Origin of the sequence: Streptomyces mesophilus (assembly GCF_040300965.1) — a bacterium.
In the GTDB taxonomy this organism is placed as follows: Bacteria; Actinomycetota; Actinomycetes; order Streptomycetales; family Streptomycetaceae; genus Streptomyces; species Streptomyces mesophilus_A.
This window is the reverse complement of record NZ_JBEPEW010000013.1, coordinates 74,213-92,678: the sequence shown is the minus strand read 5'-3', so window position 1 is coordinate 92,678 and position 18,466 is coordinate 74,213. Positions and strand designations below refer to the sequence as shown.

Below are 18,466 nucleotides of genomic sequence, written 5' to 3'. Positions count from 1 at the left end.
TTCCGATCTGCCGGGCTGGGCGGTGAGCGGGCGCCTGCGGCGGGCGGATTTCCCCTACCCGCCCCTTCCCGAAACCGGGGGCTTCGCCCCCGGCCCCCCGGCATCCGAACTTCGTTCGGATCTGCTCAATCGCCGCAGAGGCTCAATTTGCCGGACCGGCCGAAGACGCGAGACCTACCGAATGTGCCGGACGCGATCACGGCTCTTCGTGCGTGAGCCATCAGTGACCCGTGACCACCCGCCCGCACTGTGGTTTCCGTGACCAGGACCGGTTGCCTCGCCGTCCGAGAGGGCGGGGAGTCGTCAGTCCGCGCAGGGGTGGGAGTCCCGAGGTGCGGGCTAACTTGGAGCGAGAAGAGAAGCCATGTCCTCCACCCTGCGTTCCCGTGAGATCCGCCTCGCCGCCCGTCCGTCGGGTCAACCAGGTGCCGAGAACTTCGAGTCGGCGACCGTGGACGTGCCCGAGCCCGGTGCCGGCCAGATCGTGGTCCGCAACACCTGGATGTCCGTCGACCCGTACATGCGAGGACGTATGGACGATGTCCCCTCCTACATCCCTCCCTTCGCACTCGGCGCCGCCCTGGAAGGCAGCGCACTCGGTGAGGTCGTCGCCTCGCGTGCCGAGTCCGTGCCGGTCGGCGCGACCGTGACGCACTTCCTGGGCTGGCGCGAGTACGCCGTGCTCGACGCGGCCGGTGCCACCGTCGTCGACCCCGCACTCGCCCCGCCCGAGGCTTGGCTGGGCCCGCTGGGCACCACCGGACTGACCGCCTACGCCGCCCTCACCCGAACCGCCCCCGTACGAGAGGGCGATGTCGTGTTCGTCTCCGCCGCGGCCGGGGCCGTCGGCAGCGTCGCAGGTCAACTGGCCCGCAAACTCGGTGCGTCCCGGGTCATCGGCTCCGCGGGCGGGCTCGCCAAGACCAAGAAGCTGCTCGACACCTTCGGGTACGACGCCGCGCTCGACTACCGCCAGGGCGCACTGGACGAGCAGCTGGCCCAGGCCGCGCCGGACGGGATCGACGTCTATCTCGACGCCGTCGGCGGTGACCATCTGCAGGCCGCCATCGGTGCTCTGCGCACCGGCGGCAGGATCGCCCTGGTCGGCGCGATCAGCGGCTACAACACCGCGGCCCCAACGCCCGGTCCCGACAACCTGTTCCGCGCCGCGGCCAAGGAGGCCACTTTGCGAGGCATGCTCGTCAGCAGTCACTTCGACCTCTTCCCCGAGTGGATCGGCAAGGCCGCGGGCTGGCTCGCCGACGGCTCACTGCGCACCGAACAGACCGTCGTGGACGGTATCGAGCAGGCACCCGGCGCCTTCCTCGGAGTGCTCAGCGGCGCCAACACCGGCAAGATGCTGGTCCGTCTGGAGGCAGCCCGATGAGCCCCGCGACCACCCCCTCAAGCGGCGCCGGAACCCCAAGCGGCGCCGGAACCCCAAGCGGCAGCACCCCCGCAAGTGAGGACCGTACGGCGCTCCTCGTGGTGGGCCACCCCCGTACCGACTCGCTCACCGCGGAGCTGGCGCGGCAGGCCCAAGTCCGGCTCGAGAGCTCCGGGTTCACGGTCGACGTGCTCGATCTGTACCGCGAGGGCTTCGACCCCAGACTGGGTCCTGAGGACGAACCCGACTGGGCGGACCGGGACAAGGCGTACTCCGCGGAGGTGCACGCCCATATGCGCCGCGTCGAAGCGGCCGAGGTGATGGTCATCGTCTTCCCCCTGTGGTGGTTCGGTCCGCCGGCGATCCTCAAGGGCTGGATCGACCGGGTGTGGAATCACGGTTTCGCCTACGGCCGCAGCCGGCCGCGCCTGGCCGGGAAGCGGATGCTCTGGCTGACAGCGGTCAGTTACACCGAGGCCGATTTCACCTCGCTCGGCTGGGACCGGACGGTCACTCATGTGCTGCGGACGGGAATCTCCGAGTACTGCGGGATCACCGACGCGGCGGTCCATTTCGTCCACGACTCGCTCAACGCCGACGAGCCCACAGTCAATTCGGCGGGCGAGGCACTGACGAAGTTCCTCGGCTGAGCACCGCTGCCGGCGGGCGGCCGGAACCCTCCGACCGCCCGCCGGCAGCCGCACTCAGTCCCGGGCCCAGGCCACATACCCGTCGGGCCGCACCAGCACCATCGACCCGTTCCGCTCATCCGCCCACTGCACCCGTATGCACTCCGCCCCGGCCAGCGACTGAAGCTCGGCCGGGAGCGGTGTCTCCTTCGGTGCGACGAACACGAACTGCCCCGAGCGCAGCGCCTCGTACAGCCTGCTGCCGTCCATGAGCTGTCCGTCCTGTGCGCGCCGGCCGACGAGAGCGTGGGACCCGCGCGGTGCCTGATAGGCGTAGCCGATTCCGGTGATCTGGCCGATCGCCTTTCGCCTCAACGGCGCCGCGTGGTTGAGCGCCTTGGACGCCAGCCAACGCACCGCCAGCTGGGCCGGGTTGTGGGCCATCGCGAGGCGCACGATCGTGCCGCTGCTGCGCAGTACCGCGGAGCCGACCGGGTGGCGCTCGTCCTGGTAGGAGTCCAACAGTCCGTCCGGTGCCCGCCCGTTGAGGACCGCGGCCAGTTTCCAGCCCAGGTTGTTGGCGTCCTGCAGACCGGTGTTCATGCCCTGGCCGCCCGCGGGGGAGTGGGTGTGCGCGGCGTCGCCGGCGAGGAAGACCCGGCCCGTGCGGTACTGCGGGACCTGCCGCTCGTCGCTGTGGAAGCGGGAGATCCAGCGCTCGTCGTGCATCCCGAAGTCCGAGCCGAAGGCGCGGCGGATGATGTCGCGCAGCTCGTCGAGCGAGGCGGGGGCGTCGTCGGGGATCTGTGCGCGCTCGCGGTTCCAGCCGCCGACCCGCCAGTACCCGTCACCGAACGGGATCATGAAGCCGAAGGCTCCTTCGCCGCCCCTGACCGCCACGGTCAGGTCGGGCTCGCTCTCCAGGAGCACATCGGCGAGGACGATCGAACTGATCACGGACTTGCCGGGGAAGGGCTGCCCGAGCGCCTTGCGGACCGCGCTGCGCACACCGTCCGCGCCCACGGCATAGGCGGCCCGGTAGGCAGAGCTCTCCCCGTCCTTGTCCCGGACATCGACCGTCACACCGTCGGCGTCCTGCCGCAGCCCGGTGACCTCGGCATCGTGCACGAACCGCACCCCGTGCTCGGTCGCCCTGCGGTGCAGCAGCTTCTCCACCTCGTACTGCGGAGTGCTCAGGAGGTAGGGGAAACGGGACGGAAGGCCGGCGAGATCGAGGGAGAGCGAGCGGAACAGGCGCAGCTGAGTGAGCTTCTGCCCGGTGGGGACCAGTTCGTCGGCCAGACCGCGGGCGTCCAGGACCTCCAGGGTGCGGGCGTGCACACCGAAGGCGCGGGTCAGATTGCTGATCTTGGCGGGGCGCTTCTCCAGGACCGTCACCCGTATCCCGGCCGCCGCGAGATCGCCGGCCAGGAGCAGGCCGGTGGGGCCGGCGCCGACGATCACGACGTCTGCGGGGCCGGTGCCGTGCTGCTCGGTGCTGTGGGTCTCGTTCGTGCCGGTCGTGCCGTTCATTGCGGCCTCCTCGGGTGCCAACGCCTGTTGGTCAACGCTTGTTGGCAACAGTAGAACGCCTCGCGGTGGACTGTCAACACATGTTGGCCTACGCTCGTTGGCATGCAGGATTCAGAGACTCGCAGCACGCCCGCCACGCCTGAAGCCAAGCCCCGCCGCTCCGACGCGACTCCCGAAGTCAAGCCCCGCCGCTCCGACTCCACCCCCGAACCCAAGCCCCGCCGCTCCGACGCCACCCGCGCCGCGATCCTCGCCGCGGCGCGTGAGCGCTTCGCGGCCGACGGGTACGAGCGCGCCACCATCCGTTCGATCGCCAAGGAGGCGGGCATCGACCCGTCGATGGTGATGCGCTATTACGGCAGCAAGGAAGGACTGTTCGCGGCCGCGGCGGAAATCGATCTGAACCTGCCGGCGCCCATGGATCTGCGTATGCAGCCAACCGACCATGTCGGACGCTCGCTCGTCTCCCACTTCCTCGACCGGTGGGAGCAGGACGAGGTGCTCACGGCGCTGCTGCGCGTGGGCGCCACGAACCCTGCGGGCGCCGAGCGGATGCAGCAGATCCTCAAGGAGCAGATCGGCCCGATCGCCGCCCAGGTCTGCCCCGATCCGGCCGACGCCCCGCGCCGTGCCGCGCTCGTCGCCTCCCAGGTCCTCGGCATGGCGCTCGCCCGCTTCGTGCTGCGCTTCCCCGTGGCCGTAGCGATGCCGAAGGAGGAGGTCGTCGACTGGCTGGCGCCCACGGTCCAGCGGTATCTGACGGCGCCGGAACCGTAGATCCGCAGCCAGCCTCCAGGCCGGACCCGTACCCCTAAGACCAGCCCCCGCGCCGAAGCCGTACCCCTACAGCCAACCCCTGCGCCGGAACCCCCGGTGCACCAGAAAACAGGCCACCGCCGTCACCGACACCACCAGCAAGTAGCCGTAGCGCCAGCCGAGTTCGGGCATGTGCTCGAAGTTCATCCCGTACACACCGCACACCATCGTCGGCACGGCGATCACCGCCGCCCACGCGGTGATCTTCCGCATGTCCTCGTTCTGCGCGACCGTCACCTGTGCCAGATGGGCCTGCAGGATCGAGTCGAGCAGGGAGTCGAAGGACGCGATCTGCTCGACGGTGGTGGTCAGATGGTCGCCGACATCGCGGAAGTACGCCTGGACACCGGGATCGATCAGCGGGCTGCGCCGCTCCGCCAGGACCGCGAGGGGACGGGCGAGCGGGGCCACCGACCGCTTCAGCTCGAGGAGTTCACGCTTGAGCTGGTAGATACGGCCCGGGTCCACCCGGCCCGCGTCCGGTGAGAAGACCTGGGTCTCGACGGCCTCGACATCGTGCTGCACGGCGTCGGCGACGCTCAGATACTCGTCGACCACGAAGTCCGCTATCGCGTGCAGCACCGCCGAAGGCCCCTTGGCCAGCTGCTCGGGGTCCGCTTCGAGGGCCTCGCGCACCGGCCCGAGCGAGCCGTGCCGGCCATGGCGGACCGTGATCACGAAGTCCCGGCCGGTGAACACCATGATCTCGCCGGTGTCCACCACCTCGCTGGTGGCGGTGAGTTCATCGTGCTCGACGTAGCAGACCGACTTGAACACGGCGAAGAGCGTGTCGTCATACGGCGCCACCTTGGGCCGCTGATGCGCCTGCACCGCGTCCTCGACGGCCAGCGGATGCAGTCCGAACGGCTCGGCGAGCGCGGCTGTCTCCTGCTCGTCGGGCTCGTGCAGCCCGATCCATACGAAGCCGTCGCCCTCCTCGCGTACGCGCCGCAGCGCCTCCGGCCCCGTCAGGCCCGCCCAGGAGCCGGACTGCCGCTTGCCGCCCCGGTAGACCACGCAGTTGACCACCGCGCTGCCCAGCGGGGAGCGCGACGGATGGCTGAGGTCCACGGCCTTGCGCTGCACGCGGCGCACGATGCGGCGCAGCCTGCGGATCATCGGCATGCGTGGAGTCCCCCTCGGATCTCTGTGCGCGCCGGACTGCCCGGCTTCGGGGCAGCCTGCCACGCTCCTGCCCGTACGTCACCAGTCCATGCCCTCGCCATGAGGCCCTTGACCTGCGGTGATTACGGTACGAATCGGATTGCGCATGCGGGCCTACGGCAACCTGCTTACAGTCGACTCCCGGAGAACTCCGGCCGTACTACGGCTGCACGACCGCCGCCCACGGCCGTACGGAGCACTCCGGTTCCGGCAGGCTCGGGGAGCCGAAGGAGAGCAAGCGAAATGAGCAGCGGCATACCGGACGACGATAAGTACTCCCGCCGTAAGAGGCTGCAGGCCACCGCGAGAGTGCGCGCCCGGCGGGTGGAACTCGCCCTCGACAGAGCCCGGACCCGCGCGGCCCAGGCGATCGGCCCGGCCCCGGAGAGCGTCGCCGCACATCGGCAGGCCGCCGCGACCGCGGAGCGGGCGCTGGCCGAACTCGACGCCGAGGGGCGTGTGTTCACCCGGCGCGACACAGGGGCCCGAGTGGTGCTGCGGGACACGCTCGCGACCGCACAGGGAAGGCCCGCGGAGGCGACGTCGGCGCGCGGCGACCGCTACGAGGTCGAATGCCTGACGCACCGGAGCGACCCGCTGTTCTTCGACGAGATCGCCGCGGCCACGCGTGCGGCCCGGCACTCCGACACCTGGTGCGAGGCCTGCCGTCAGCTGGCATCCACCCCGCACACGGTGCGCGCCCGTGCCCGCAAGGTCCTGGCCCCGGCCAAGCCCGAGATCCGCTACACCCCGCCCGAGCCGCGGCTGCGGTTCGACCCGCCGGCCACATAGACCTCGTAGAGCCCACTCAGGCCTGGTACGGAGCCCACTCAGGCCTGGTACGGAGCCCACTCAGGCACGCATGCCCGCCACCTGCGTCGTCTTGAGAGCCCGCCACCTACGTCGCCTTGAGATACGTGCCCCGCCCGCGGTCCAGGAGCCGGTTCAGCGGCGGCTCCTGGGCCGCGACCGCGCCGATGGTCACCGCGAAAGTGATCGCGGTGCAGACCAGGATCAGCCAGGACAGCAGCGTCAGGACCAGGCCGAGGGAGCCGTACTCGCCCAGCGCGCGGTTCAGCGCGGCGGGCATGTAGAGCCGCGCGCTCAGGGCGAGGGCATTGGTGGCGGCCGCTGCGAGGAGCGCGCCCGGGAGCAGCGGCAGCCAGGCGACGCGGGCGGCCAGGAGCAGATGCTGGGTCCACAGCCATACGCCGGTGCTGAGCACGAAGAGCAGCGGGGCGCCCAGCCACATCCCGGCGCCGAAGCCGTCGCGTACCGGCCCCTGGAGCAGCAGGAAGAGCAGGAGCGCGAACAGCCACACCAGCCAGCGCCAGGCCGCGATCCTGGTCGACGCCTTCGGCAGCTTCCAGGCCCGCTCGCAGACCCGTGCCATGGCCCGGCTGAAGCTGGTCGCGGAGACCAGTGCGAGAGCCAGACCGATGACGCCGCTGGTCTCGCGCAGCGTGTTCTCGCCCGAGTTGCCGAGCACCTGCTGGAGCTCACCGTCGGCCTGCCCGGTCAGTCCGAACACGCTGCGCAGCGACTCCCGCAGTTGGTCGCGGACGCTGACCGGAGCGAAGGCGGCGACCGCGAACAACAGAGGGATCGAGGCCAGGAACGCCTGCGCCGCGAGCCGGGTCGCCGCGTCCAGGAGGTGCGAGGAAAGCAGTCGGCCCGTCAGCTCCCCCACCACGGGGAAGCGCGCCTCGGCGGTGCTGCGCAGGCGCTCGGCGTCGGTACGGAAGCGCTGCAGCCGCGCCGTCCACACCATGCCGCCTCCCGCTGTTCCGCCGGCCGGTGGGCCGCGCCGTCGAAGGCCAGTCAAGGCGTCGACCTGGGCGGGAGCGAGCGAAGCTGACCCGATCGGGGTGCACCCCGGGCCACTCGCACCGCGCCAGCGCGCGCCGCCCTCCTCGCGGTCCTGCGGCGACATATGTGTCGCATACCAGACGAAAGCCGCAGAACCAGGAGGCCTTCCCCATGATTCGCTTCAGCCGGCGTTCCCTCAGGCGGATCCGTTCCTCAGGACCCGTCGGACTGCTCGCTTCAGCCCTGACCGCGGCGATGCTGCTCAACGCGGCACCCGCGTCCGCCGTACCCGCCTCCGCCGCAACCGCGTCCGCCTCCACCTCCACCTCCGTCTCCACCTCCGCCGCACCGAACCCGGAGCCGTCCGACAGCCGGGCGCAGTTCGTGCCGGAGAACATCACCACCTGCGCCCAGGCCGGCTATCCCGACGACGTGCAGATCTCCGGCCAGAACAACGACGACGCGGGCGACACGTACGTGAAGGGCACGGGCACGGGGTCGAGTCCCACGATGGTCCAGGTCGAGATCACTCCCGCCGGTACGAGCGCCGGAGTCGTGGTCGACGCCGTGGTCATCAAGGGAGGCGACGCCTCCAATGTCTACAAGGCCCCGAACGTGCCGCCGCAGCTCCAGGCTCCGCAGAACTACATCTCGCCCAAGAACACGGGCGGCAACGTGGCCGACGTCAGCCACTACCTGATCTGCTACCACTTCGCGGCGATGCCGAGGGGTGTCCAGGGCGAGCTGCTCGTCCTCAAGCGGGTCGCCATGCCCGTGGGCACTCCGGCCGAGCCGCTGCCCACCGAGTACACCGTGGACGTCGTCTGTACGGCCCCCAGCGGCGACACCGGGGAGGAGACGCTCACCTTCGGCTCGGGCGGTGGCCTCGGTACGACCGCGGACGGCAGGCACATCCTCAGGAACATCCCCGCGGACTCGACCTGCACGGTCACCGAACAGGGAACGGACGACTTCCCCGAAGGCGCCACGGTGACCTACTTCCCGGCCGGCGCGCCGGACCCGGGGGTCAACACGGACCGGGTCAACACCGTGATCGTCACCAATGACTTCTCCGGTGTCCGGACCATGCCGTCCAGGTTCAAGATCACCAAGAATGTCGTGCCGCCCGCCCACGGCCAGGTGCCGTCGAGCTTCACGGTCACCTACTCCTGCCAGGACGGAACCGCGGGCGCAGCCGAGCTGAGCCCCGGTGAGATCGTGACCGTCAGGAACGTCATGGCCGGCACGTACTGCATCGTCCGCGAGGGCAAGGGTGAACTGCCGGCCGGCTGGAAGGTCTCCTACGCGGTCGACGGCCGGTCGAGCACCGACGCCCCGGTGTTCAAGGTCGAGGACACCCGGACCGTCACCGTCACCGTCAGCAACGACGGCACGGGCGCCTCGGACGGCGGCGCCCCCGACAAGGACGGCACGAAGGACTGACGCCGCCGCCCAGCACGGCAAGCGACACCAGCACGGCAACCGACACCAGCACGGCAACCGACACCAGCACGGCAACCGACACCAGCACCGCAAACCGCCCAGCACCGCACCCGCCCAGCACCGCACCCGCCCCACCCACTCGGCCATGAGGGCCGCGCCCACCCGTGCGCGGCCCTCATGTCGCCTCGGCCGTCTACGACTTGGGCGCCGCCGGTTTCCGCCCGAACACGAACACCGCGTCACCGGTACGCAGCACCTTCCAAAGCCGCTCCGCATCGCGGTACCCGAGGTTGACGCACCCATGGGACCCCGGCTCGTAGTAGATGGTCCGGTACCGCCCGTGGAACGCTTGGCCACCGGAGAAGAACTGGGCATACGGCATGGGGGCGTTGTAGAGCGTGGACGTGTGCTCCGCGCTGCGCAGATATACGGAGAATGTGCCGGTACGGGTGCGGTAGCCGGGCTTTCCGGAGCGGATCGCGGCGGGCCCGAAGACGATCTGCTTCCCCCGCTGCACCCACATCAGCTGGCGCGACAGATCCACACACGCCACCCCCCGCCCGGCCCGCACCGGGCACGTCCCGCCGGGGTTCGGGTGCTTCTTCGCGTGCAGGAGCTGCGCGGTGCCCCAAGTGTGCGGACCGGCATAGCCGAGCGGCGGCGCGATGCCGTGCCGCAGCTGGAACTTCTGGACCGCCTGGCAGTCGGCCGCGGACTGCCGGCCGTCGACCGGCCGCAGTTTCAGACGGCGTTCGAGCTCCTTCTGGTACGGCCCCGTCGCACCGGTGCAGTACGGGAAGAGCCGGCCCTTGCCCTGCTCCTGCCTCGGCACGACCTCCAACTCCCGCAGATCCCGGTACTTCCTGTACTGCGGGAACGGACCGTCAGGGCGCCGCGGCGCACCGGGGAGCGAGGGCGTGTGCTGCGGCACCGTGAGCCAGGGCGGCATCCACTGATCCGGGGTGTCCTCGGGAAAGGGCAGCGGCGAGTGCGAGTGCAACGTCGGCCCGGGGTCGGGTTCAGGTCGCGGTTCCGCTCCGACGGGCGCGCCGGCGCCCCAGGCCAACAGGACCACACAGAGGGCCACCGCCCACGGCCCCGACGGCCGTCTTCGCATCCGCACGGGTCCACCGTGCACATTCCCGTACGGAAAGTCGGCGCACCACGGCGCACGCGTCGCGCCACCGACCGTAAAAGCGTCAGCTCACCCGCGGGAACTCACGGACTCACGGCCACACCAGGCAATAGGGCTGATGCCCGGCCTCATGCAGCCGATGGCTGAAGTCCTGCCATTCGTGCAGCAGTTGGTAGACGTTGAACGCATCCCGCGGCCCCCCGCGGTCCGGGACCGTCGACCAGATGAAGGCGGCCGCGCCCACGGCCTCCTCGCCGATGCCCCGAAGGGGGTCGACGACGGTCATCGGAAGCTTGACCACCGCATAGTCGGGGTGCAGGACGACCAGTTCCAGCGGCGGGACCTTGTGCAGAGGTATGCCCTCGATGCCGGTGAGGACCATCGCGGCCATCGTCTCGGGCTTGATCTTGGTGAACATGCCGCCCATGCCGAGCTCATCGCCGCCGAGCTCCTCCGGGCGCATCGTGACCGGGACGCGGGCCGCCGTCGCCCCGTCGGGGGCGCCGAAGTACTTGTAGGTCACCCCCACTCGGCCACTCCTGATTCCCGTGTGCTCAGCATTCTCGCCTGCATGGGGGATGGCCGACTGTGCATCGTTCTCATGCGCCTCGCGCCTGTGCTTGCCCCGACGGGCACGTCGCGGTCCGAGGGCACCCTGGTCACCGGTCCCCTCGCCCAGCCCTCCACCGCGATGCATATCTTTCACCCAGACTGCTTTGTGGCCCGACTCGCTTTGTAGACGGCAGCGCCCCCGCCGCGCAACCCGATCATCGTGACAGTGACCTCCCCCACGGCCCGGCGGTGAAACGTGCGAGGGCCGCATTGCCCCGGGGGGTAACCCCCGGACCCCCAGCCGAGTCCACCGACTGCTGTCGATCTTCGTTCGCCCGATAAGGGAATCACCGGTCCGCAGGAAGTCCGGAGCCTCTGACACCATGGCTCGTGTGAGCTTTCCCTATGACGCCCCAGTTTCGCAGACGCTTTTCGACCGTGCGGCCCTCGTGACACCCGGCGGCGTGAACTCTCCGGTGCGCGCCTTCCGCGCCGTGGGTGGTACGCCCCGTTTCATGGTGTCCGGTCAGGGTCCGTACCTCACCGATGCCGACGGTCGCGAGTATGTCGACCTCGTGTGCTCGTGGGGACCGATGATCCTCGGCCACGCGCACCCCGAGGTGATCGCCGCCGTACAGGAGGCCGTCGGGCGCGGCACTTCCTTCGGTACGCCCGGTGAGGGCGAGGTCGCGCTCGCCGAGGAGATCGTGGCCCGGATCGGCCCGGTCGAGCAGGTGCGGCTCGTGTCCTCCGGTACCGAGGCCACGATGTCCGCGATCCGGCTCGCCCGCGGTTTCACCGGGCGCGCCAAGGTCATCAAGTTCGCCGGCTGCTACCACGGGCACGTGGACGCGCTGCTCGCCGCTGCGGGCTCCGGTGTCGCCACCTTCGGGCTCCCGGACACTCCCGGTGTCACGGGTGCGCAGGCCGGCGAGACCGTCGTGCTCCCGTACAACGATCTCGAAGCCGTCCGTGCCGCCTTCGCCGCGCACCCCGGCGAGATCGCCTGTGTGATCACCGAGGCCTCGCCCGGCAACATGGGCGTCGTCCCGCCGGCTCCCGGCTTCAACCAGGGCCTCAAGGACCTGTGCGCCGAGAACGGTGCGCTGTACATCTCCGACGAGGTCATGACGGGCTTCCGTACGAGCAAGGCCGGCTGGTTCGGTGTCGACGGTGTCGAGCCCGATCTGATGACCTTCGGCAAGGTCATGGGCGGCGGCTTCCCGGCCGCGGCCTTCGGCGGCCGCGAGGACGTCATGGCGCACCTCGCGCCGGCGGGACCGGTCTACCAGGCGGGCACCCTGTCCGGTAACCCGGTCGCGACCGCCGCCGGTCTCGCGCAGTTGAGGCTGCTCGACGACGCCGCGTATGCCAAGGTGAATGCTGTGTCCGGCGAGATCCAGTCCCTGGTGACGGCGGCGCTCACCAAGGAAGGTGTGGCGCACCGGCTGCAGACCGCGTCCAACATGTTCTCGGTGTTCTTCACCGACCAGGACGTGCGCAACTACGAGGACGCCAAGACGCAGGAGGCCTTCCGCTTCACCGCGTTCTTCCACTCGATGCTGTCCGACGGCGTCTACCTGCCGCCGTCCGCGTTCGAGTCCTGGTTCGTGTCCACGGCGCATGACGAGCGGGCCGTCCAGCGCATCGCGGACGCCCTGCCCGCCGCCGCCCGCGCCGCCGCGGAGGCCACCGCATGAGCAGCTTGCACGACGAGAACGAGATCACCGTCGTCCACCTGATGCGCCACGGCGAGGTGGAGAACCCGGACGGCGTGCTCTACGGCCGCCTGTCCGGCTACCACCTCTCCGAGCTCGGCCGGCAGATGGCCGACCGGGTCGCCGAGCACCTCTCCACGCGCGACATCACGCATGTCGTCGCATCCCCGCTGGAGCGCGCACAGGAGACCGCGACCCCGATCGCCAAGGCGCACGGGCTCGACCTCGCGTCCGACGAGCGCCTCGTCGAGGCGGACAACGTCTTCCAGGGCAAGACCTTCGGCGTCGGCGACGGTGCGCTCAAGCGTCCCGAGAACTGGAAGCACCTGGTCAACCCCTTCAAGCCGTCCTGGGGCGAGCCGTATGTCGAGCAGGTCGTGCGGATGATGGGCGCGCTCGACGCGGCCAAGGATGCGGCGCGCGGGCATGAAGCGGTGTGCGTCTCCCACCAGTTGCCGATCTGGATCGCGCGCAGCTTCGTCGAGAAGCGCCGTCTGTGGCACGACCCGCGCAAGCGGCAGTGCACGCTGGCGTCGCTGACCACGTTCACGTACCGCGGCGACAAGATCGTGTCGGTCGGCTACAGCGAGCCCGCCATCGATCTGGTCCCCGCGCATCTGCGGGCGGGCGCCAAGCCGGTGAAGGGCAAGGACAAGGCGTTCGGCGCGTAAACCGTACGAAGGAAAGGGCCGGTCACCGTCATGGTGAGCGGCCCTTTTCTCGTACGGAACGCAAAGTTTTGGCAAGTCGCAGGAACCTCCGTGTTCCCCCTGCCCTCTAAGGGGACGTGCACCGTAAACGGGGAGCAACACGGAGGCAGGGGACGTAATGCAGCAAATGAGCCGAAGGGGACTGATCGGCCTGGGACTTGGGGCCGCGGCGGCAGCGGGACTGACCGCGTGCAGCGGACGGGAAGGCGGGCCGCGCGGCGACGCCAACGACCATCAGCCCGCAGGCAAGGCGCGTTCCCAGTCCCCGGAGGGCAAGCCCCTCGGGGACGGTTCCACCGCCTACACCGGCAAGCAGCCGCATCAGCCCCCGGCGCCGATACCGCTCGAACCCGGCGAGATACCACCGCAGTTCGTCATCTTCTCCTGGGACGGCGCGGGCGAAATCGGCAACGGTCTCTTTCCGCGCTTCCTGAAGCTGGCCCAGGAGCACGACGCGAAGATGACCTTCTTCCTCTCCGGCCTCTATCTCCTGCCGGAGTCCAAGAAGCGTCTCTACCGTCCGCCGAACAATCCCGTCGGCGCTTCCGACATCGGCTATCTCAAGGACGAGAACATCAAGCGCACGCTGAAATACGTGCGTCAGGCCTGGCTCGACGGCCATGAGATCGGCACGCATTTCAACGGCCACTTCTGCGCGGGCTCAGGTTCGGTCGCCAACTGGAGCTCCGCGCAGTGGCGGGACGAGATCCGTCAGGCCAAGTCCTTTGTGCAGCAATGGCGTACGAACACGGGCTGGACCGATCTGCCGCCACTGCCCTTCGACTACGACAAGGAACTGGTCGGCGGACGCACCCCGTGCCTGCTCGGCCAGGACCGGCTCCTTCCCGTCGCGCGCGAGCTCGGCTGGCGCTACGACGCCTCCTCGCCCGGCGGCCGGCAGCGCTGGCCGGTGAAGAAGCAGGGGGTGTGGGATCTGCCCCTGCAGGCGATGCCGTTCCCGGGGCACTCCTTCGAGGTGCTCTCGATGGACTACAACATCCTCGCCAACCAGTCGCAGAACTCCACGAAGGCGCCGCCCGCCAACTACCCGCGCTGGCGCGAGCAGGCGACCGGGGCGTATCTCGCCGGGTTCAACCGAGCGTACGAGACAAATCGGGCGCCTTTCTTCGTCGGGAATCACTTCGAGCAGTGGAATGGCGGGATCTATATGGATGCCGTCGAGGAAGCCTTGAAGAAGATTGCCGACAAAAAGGACGTAAGGCTCGTCTCCTTCCGGCAGTTCGTGGACTGGCTCGATGTCCAGAAGCCCGAGGTGCTGGCCCGGCTGCAATCGCTCGACGTGGGCCAGAAGTTCCCGAAGGGCCATGACAAGGCCGCCTGAACTGGGTGTTCCGCGGCTTTCGGGGGGCGGCCGAAACCACTGAAACGGTCATGCGAAACTTTTCACATGAGTCATGGACGTCCTGCCTCCCGACGTGCCCTTTTCGCTGCGGGGACCGCGCTCGCCGCACTCGCGCTGAGTGCTTGCACCGACGGCGGTACGCAGGGCGGTGGTGGGGACACCAACTTCGTGGCCGGCAAGAGCGGCATCTCGGTCTCCGAGAAGGGTGAGCGGGCCGCGGCACCGGACATCAGCGGCGAGACCCTCGAAGGCGAGCAGCTCAGCCTCGCCGACTACAAGGGCAAGATCGTCGTCATCAACACCTGGGGTTCGTGGTGCGCGCCCTGCCGGGCCGAGGCCAAGTACCTCAAGCAGGTCTCCGAGGCGACCAAGACCAAGGGCGTGGAGTTCGTGGGCATCAACACCCGTGACCCGCAGAAGAGCTCGGCCGTCGCCTTCGAAGAGGACTACGAGATCGAGTACCCGAGCCTGTACGACCCGGCCGGCAAGCAGATCCTGAAGTTCCCCAAGGGCAGCCTCAGCCCGCAGTCCATCCCCACCACGATCGTCGTCGACCGTGACGGGAAGATCGCCGCCCGCTTCCTCGGGCCGGTCAGCGACAAGCGCCTGTACGAGATGATCGACCCCGTACTCGCGGAGAAGTGACGCACGTGCACGCCCTCGCCGCGGCCACCGACCCGAACTCCACCGTGCTCGGGGGAGCGCTGCTTCTCGCGATCCCGATCGCGCTGCTCGCCGGCCTCGTCTCCTTCTTCTCGCCGTGCGTGCTGCCGCTCGTCCCCGGCTATCTCTCCTACGTGACCGGGGTCACCGGCGCCGATCTGGAAGAGGCCAAGCGGGGGCGGATGGCGGCGGGGGCGTCCCTGTTCGTGCTCGGGTTCACCGCGGTGTTCGTGTCGTTCGGCGCGCTCTTCGGCGAATTCGGCCGGACGCTCCTCGAGCACCAAGCGGTGATCACCAAGGTGCTCGGCGCGCTGACCATCGTGCTCGGCCTGTTCTTCATGGGCGCCATGCCCTTCCTGACCCAGCGCGAGTTCCGCTTCCACAAGAAGCCCACCGCGGGTCTCGTCGGCGCCCCCATGCTCGGTGTCCTCTTCGGCATCGGCTGGACCCCGTGCATCGGCCCGACGCTCTCGGCGGTCCAGACGCTCGCCATCACCGAGGCCAGCGCGGGCCGCGGCGCCCTGCTCACGGTCGCGTACTGCCTGGGCCTCGGGCTGCCCTTCATACTGGCCGCCATCGCCTTCCGCCGGGCGCTCGGCGCCTTCGCCTGGGTCAAGCAGCACTATGTGTGGGTGATGCGGATCGGCGGCGCCATGCTGATCGTCACCGGCCTGCTGCTCGTCACCGGCGCCTGGGACCGCATCGTGCAGGAGATGCAGGTCTGGACTTCCGGCTTCACCGTGGGGATCTGACAATGAGCAAGACGGACACCAGCCCCAGCGCGGCGGCCGAGGACCTCGGGGCCGCGGGCTCGCAGCTGTCCACCGCCCCCAAGGAGGAGCTGCCGAATCTGCCCTCGCTCGGGGTGATCGGCTGGGTCCGCTGGTTCTGGCGGCAGCTCACCTCGATGCGGGTCGCGCTGATCCTGCTCTTCCTGCTCTCGCTCGGCGCGATCCCCGGCTCCCTGGTCCCGCAGAACAGCGTGGACGAGCTCAAGGTCGAGCAGTTCAAGATGGCGCACGAGACGCTCACGCCGATCTACGAGAAGCTGCAGCTCTTCGACGTCTACAGCTCGGTGTGGTTCTCGGCGATCTACATCCTGCTCTTCATCTCGCTGATCGGCTGCATCGTCCCGCGCACCTGGCAGTTCGTCGGCCAGCTCCGCGGCCGCCCGCCGGGCGCCCCCAAGCGGCTGACCCGCCTTCCCGCGTACACGACCTGGCGTACCGAAGCGGATCCCGAGGACGTACGGGAAGCGGCGCTGGGGCTGCTCAAGGGCCGCCGCTTCCGCTCGCACATCGAGGGCGACGCGGTCGCCGCCGAGAAGGGCTACGCGCGCGAAGCCGGAAATCTGCTCTTCCACATCGCGCTGATCGTGATGCTGGTGGCCTTCGCCGTCGGCGTCCTGTTCAAGTCCGAGGGCGGCAAGCTGGTCGTCGAGGGCGACGGCGGCTTCGCCAACGTCCTGCCGCAGTACGACGACTTCCAGTCGGGCCCGCTCTTCGACAACAACAACCTGGAGCGCTTCAGCTTCCAGCTCGACGAGTTCGAGGACGACTACGAGCGCAGCGGCCCGGGCACGGGCACCGCCCGTACCTTCAAGGCCCACGTCACCTACTCCGAGGGCGTCGACGGGCCGGCGAAGAAGAAGGCGATCGAGGTCAACTCGCCGCTCGAGGTCGGCGACTCCACGGTCTACCTGATCGCCCACGGCTACGCGCCCGTCGTCACCGTCAAGGACGCCGCCGGCAAGGTCGTCTTCAGCGGCGCGGTGCCGCTGCTCCCGATCGACGCCAACATCACCTCCACCGGCGCCATCAAGATCCCCGACGGCTACCGCAACAAGGCCGGCGAGAAGGAGCAGCTCGGCTTCAACGCCTTCTTCGTCCCGACGTTCGCGGGCCACGGCAAGGGCGACATGCTCTCCCAGTTCCCCGCCCCCGACTTCCCCGTCCTGGCTCTGTCCGCGTACCACGGTTCGCTCGGGATCGACTCCGGTCTCCCGCAGAACGTGTACCAGCTGGACACGACCAAGATGAAGGAGTTCAAGGACAAGAACGGGGACCTGCTCAAGCAGCGGCTGCTCCCCGGCGAGACCATGAAGCTCCCCGGAGGCCAGGGCTCCATCACGTACGAGAAGGAGCTCAGGGAATGGGCCTCCTTCCAGATCAAGCAGCAGCCGGGCAACATCTACGCGCTCGCCGGAGCGATCGCCGCGGTGCTCGGCCTCGTCGGCTCGCTGTTCATCCAGCGCCGCCGCGTCTGGGTCCGCGCCGTGCGCGGTGAGGACGGCGTCACCGTCGTCGAGATGGCGGGCCTCGGCCGCAGCGAGTCCGCGAAGGTGCCCGAGGAACTCGGCGACCTGGCCGCGCTCCTGCATGCCACGGCGCCGAGCGCGCCGGAACCCTCAGAAGACCCCGTATCAGACTCCGAATCCGAAGCTGTTCCTGCCGAAGGGGCTGAGAAGTGAATCTCGCCGCCGCCACCAACGAGAACCTGGCGAGCATCAGCAACACGCTGATCTATTCGTCGATGGCCGTCTACACCCTGGCCTTCCTCGCCCATATCGCCGAGTGGGTCTTCGGCAGCCGCAGCAAGGTCGGCCGTACGGCCGCGGCGCTCACCGCGCCCGAGGCCGCCGAGGCGCCGAAGGTGCAGGTCCGCGGGGCCGGCGGCACGACGGTCCTCGATCGCCCGAAGGTCGTCACGCGCTCCGCCGCCGGCAGCCGCGACGTGCCCGACGGCCCGGGTGCGCACGGCGGTACGGAGCAGGGCGACATGTACGGCCGTATCGCGGTCTCGCTCACCGTGCTCGCCGCCCTCATCCAGATCGGCGGTGTGGTCACCCGCGCCCTGTCCGTGATGCGGGCGCCGTGGGGCAACATGTACGAGTTCTCGATCACCTTCTCCGCGGTGGCAGTCACCGCGTACCTGGTGTTCCTGGCGCTCGGCAAGAACGTCCGCTGGATGGGCCTGATCCTCGTCACGACCGTCCTGCTCGACCTGGGCATCGCGACCAAGTGGCTCTACACGGCGAGCGACCAGCTGGTCCCGGCCCTCGACTCGTACTGGCTGTGGATCCACGTCTCCACCGCCATCTTCTGCGGCGCGGTCTTCTACCTGGGCGCCGTCGGCACGGCGCTCTACCTCTTCCGCGACTCCTACGAGAGCAAGCTGGCGTCCGGCGGACAGCCCGGCACCTTCGCGCGCTCGGTCCTGGAGCGCCTGCCGTCCGCGGCCTCGCTGGACAAGTTCTCGTACCGCATCAACGCCGCGATCTTCCCGCTGTGGACGTTCACGATCATCGCGGGCGCGATCTGGGCGGGCGACGCCTGGGGCCGCTACTGGGGCTGGGACCCCAAGGAGGTCTGGTCGTTCGTGACCTGGGTCGCGTACGCCTGCTACCTGCACGCGCGCGCGACGGCGGGCTGGAAGGGCCGCAAGGCCGCCTACCTGGCGCTCTTCGCCTTCGCCTGCTTCCTCTGGAACTACTACGGCGTCAACATCTTCATCTCCGGCAAGCACTCGTACGCCGGGGTCTGAG

At 69.4% G+C, this 18,466-nt stretch carries 17 protein-coding genes; 12 read left to right on the top strand and 5 right to left on the bottom strand.

Annotated features, from left to right (window positions below; translation table 11 throughout):
• Positions 1-364: 364 nt before the first annotated feature.
• Both ABT367_RS07795 and ABT367_RS07790 read left to right on the top strand, forming a co-directional pair.
• Entirely contained in the window at positions 365-1,387 is a 1,023-nt protein-coding gene (locus ABT367_RS07795) for an NADP-dependent oxidoreductase (RefSeq protein ID WP_352250656.1), read from the top strand.
• 98 nt (positions 1,388-1,485) lie between these two features.
• Positions 1,486-2,037, top strand: coding sequence for an NAD(P)H oxidoreductase (locus ABT367_RS07790; RefSeq protein WP_352250654.1), 552 nt, complete (start codon positions 1,486-1,488; stop codon positions 2,035-2,037).
• Between the two features lie 54 nt (positions 2,038-2,091).
• Here the strand turns inward: ABT367_RS07790 and ABT367_RS07785 are convergent, their stop codons facing one another.
• Positions 2,092-3,549 carry an FAD-dependent oxidoreductase gene (locus ABT367_RS07785; RefSeq protein ID WP_352250653.1) on the bottom strand — a complete coding sequence of 486 codons (1,458 nt, stop codon included), beginning with the start codon at positions 3,547-3,549 and terminating at the stop codon, positions 2,092-2,094.
• Between the two features lie 102 nt (positions 3,550-3,651).
• Between ABT367_RS07785 and ABT367_RS07780 the strand changes: the two genes are divergently transcribed.
• Positions 3,652-4,326 (top strand): TetR family transcriptional regulator, encoded by a 675-nt coding sequence (locus ABT367_RS07780; RefSeq protein WP_352250651.1) that lies wholly within the window; start codon positions 3,652-3,654, stop codon positions 4,324-4,326.
• A gap of 66 nt (positions 4,327-4,392) precedes the next feature.
• On the opposite strand, the gene ABT367_RS07775 is transcribed toward ABT367_RS07780, so the two are convergent.
• Positions 4,393-5,490, bottom strand: coding sequence for a magnesium and cobalt transport protein CorA (locus ABT367_RS07775; RefSeq protein ID WP_352250649.1), 1,098 nt, complete (start codon positions 5,488-5,490; stop codon positions 4,393-4,395).
• Positions 5,491-5,772: 282 nt separating this feature from the next.
• Here ABT367_RS07775 and ABT367_RS07770 point away from each other — a divergent pair, with 282 nt between their 5' ends.
• Entirely contained in the window at positions 5,773-6,321 is a 549-nt protein-coding gene (locus tag ABT367_RS07770) for a hypothetical protein (protein ID WP_352250647.1), read from the top strand.
• Between the two features lie 106 nt (positions 6,322-6,427).
• On the opposite strand, the gene ABT367_RS07765 is transcribed toward ABT367_RS07770, so the two are convergent.
• On the bottom strand, positions 6,428-7,300 hold the full coding sequence (locus ABT367_RS07765) for a YhjD/YihY/BrkB family envelope integrity protein (protein WP_352250646.1): 873 nt from the start codon (positions 7,298-7,300) through the stop codon (positions 6,428-6,430).
• A gap of 209 nt (positions 7,301-7,509) precedes the next feature.
• On the opposite strand from ABT367_RS07765, the gene ABT367_RS07760 reads away from it, so the two are divergent.
• Positions 7,510-8,781, top strand: a complete 1,272-nt coding sequence (locus tag ABT367_RS07760; protein WP_352250644.1) for a DUF5979 domain-containing protein — start codon at positions 7,510-7,512, stop codon at positions 8,779-8,781.
• 193 nt (positions 8,782-8,974) lie between these two features.
• Here ABT367_RS07760 and ABT367_RS07755 read toward each other — a convergent pair whose 3' ends face one another.
• On the bottom strand, positions 8,975-9,730 hold the full coding sequence (locus ABT367_RS07755) for a L,D-transpeptidase family protein (protein ID WP_352250642.1): 756 nt from the start codon (positions 9,728-9,730) through the stop codon (positions 8,975-8,977).
• A 277-nt stretch (positions 9,731-10,007) separates the two neighbouring features.
• Positions 10,008-10,613, bottom strand: coding sequence for a hypothetical protein (locus tag ABT367_RS07750; RefSeq protein WP_199548583.1), 606 nt, complete (start codon positions 10,611-10,613; stop codon positions 10,008-10,010).
• Between the two features lie 238 nt (positions 10,614-10,851).
• Between ABT367_RS07750 and hemL the strand changes: the two genes are divergently transcribed.
• From hemL to ccsB, 7 genes are all read left to right on the top strand, one after another.
• Positions 10,852-12,168 carry a glutamate-1-semialdehyde 2,1-aminomutase gene (gene hemL / locus ABT367_RS07745; RefSeq protein ID WP_352250640.1) on the top strand — a complete coding sequence of 439 codons (1,317 nt, stop codon included), beginning with the start codon at positions 10,852-10,854 and terminating at the stop codon, positions 12,166-12,168.
• Positions 12,165-12,857 carry a histidine phosphatase family protein gene (locus ABT367_RS07740; protein ID WP_352250638.1) on the top strand — a complete coding sequence of 231 codons (693 nt, stop codon included), beginning with the start codon at positions 12,165-12,167 and terminating at the stop codon, positions 12,855-12,857. The genes hemL and ABT367_RS07740 overlap by 4 nt, the downstream gene beginning before the upstream one ends.
• 157 nt (positions 12,858-13,014) lie before the next feature.
• Positions 13,015-14,238: a hypothetical protein gene (locus ABT367_RS07735; protein WP_352250636.1), complete on the top strand. Its 1,224-nt coding sequence runs from the start codon at positions 13,015-13,017 to the stop codon at positions 14,236-14,238.
• 66 nt (positions 14,239-14,304) lie between these two features.
• Entirely contained in the window at positions 14,305-14,904 is a 600-nt protein-coding gene (locus tag ABT367_RS07730; RefSeq protein WP_352250635.1) for a TlpA family protein disulfide reductase, read from the top strand.
• The gene (locus tag ABT367_RS07725; protein ID WP_352250633.1) at positions 14,901-15,674 is read left to right on the top strand and encodes a cytochrome c biogenesis CcdA family protein; all 774 of its coding nucleotides are present in this window, start codon (positions 14,901-14,903) and stop codon (positions 15,672-15,674) included. The genes ABT367_RS07730 and ABT367_RS07725 overlap by 4 nt, the downstream gene beginning before the upstream one ends.
• A gap of 2 nt (positions 15,675-15,676) precedes the next feature.
• On the top strand, positions 15,677-17,392 hold the full coding sequence (resB, locus tag ABT367_RS07720) for a cytochrome c biogenesis protein ResB (protein ID WP_352250631.1): 1,716 nt from the start codon (positions 15,677-15,679) through the stop codon (positions 17,390-17,392).
• Positions 17,389-18,465 (top strand): c-type cytochrome biogenesis protein CcsB, encoded by a 1,077-nt coding sequence (gene ccsB / locus ABT367_RS07715; protein WP_352250629.1) that lies wholly within the window; start codon positions 17,389-17,391, stop codon positions 18,463-18,465. Before resB ends, ccsB begins: the two co-directional genes overlap by 4 nt.
• The last annotated feature ends 1 nt before the right edge of the window (position 18,466 follow it).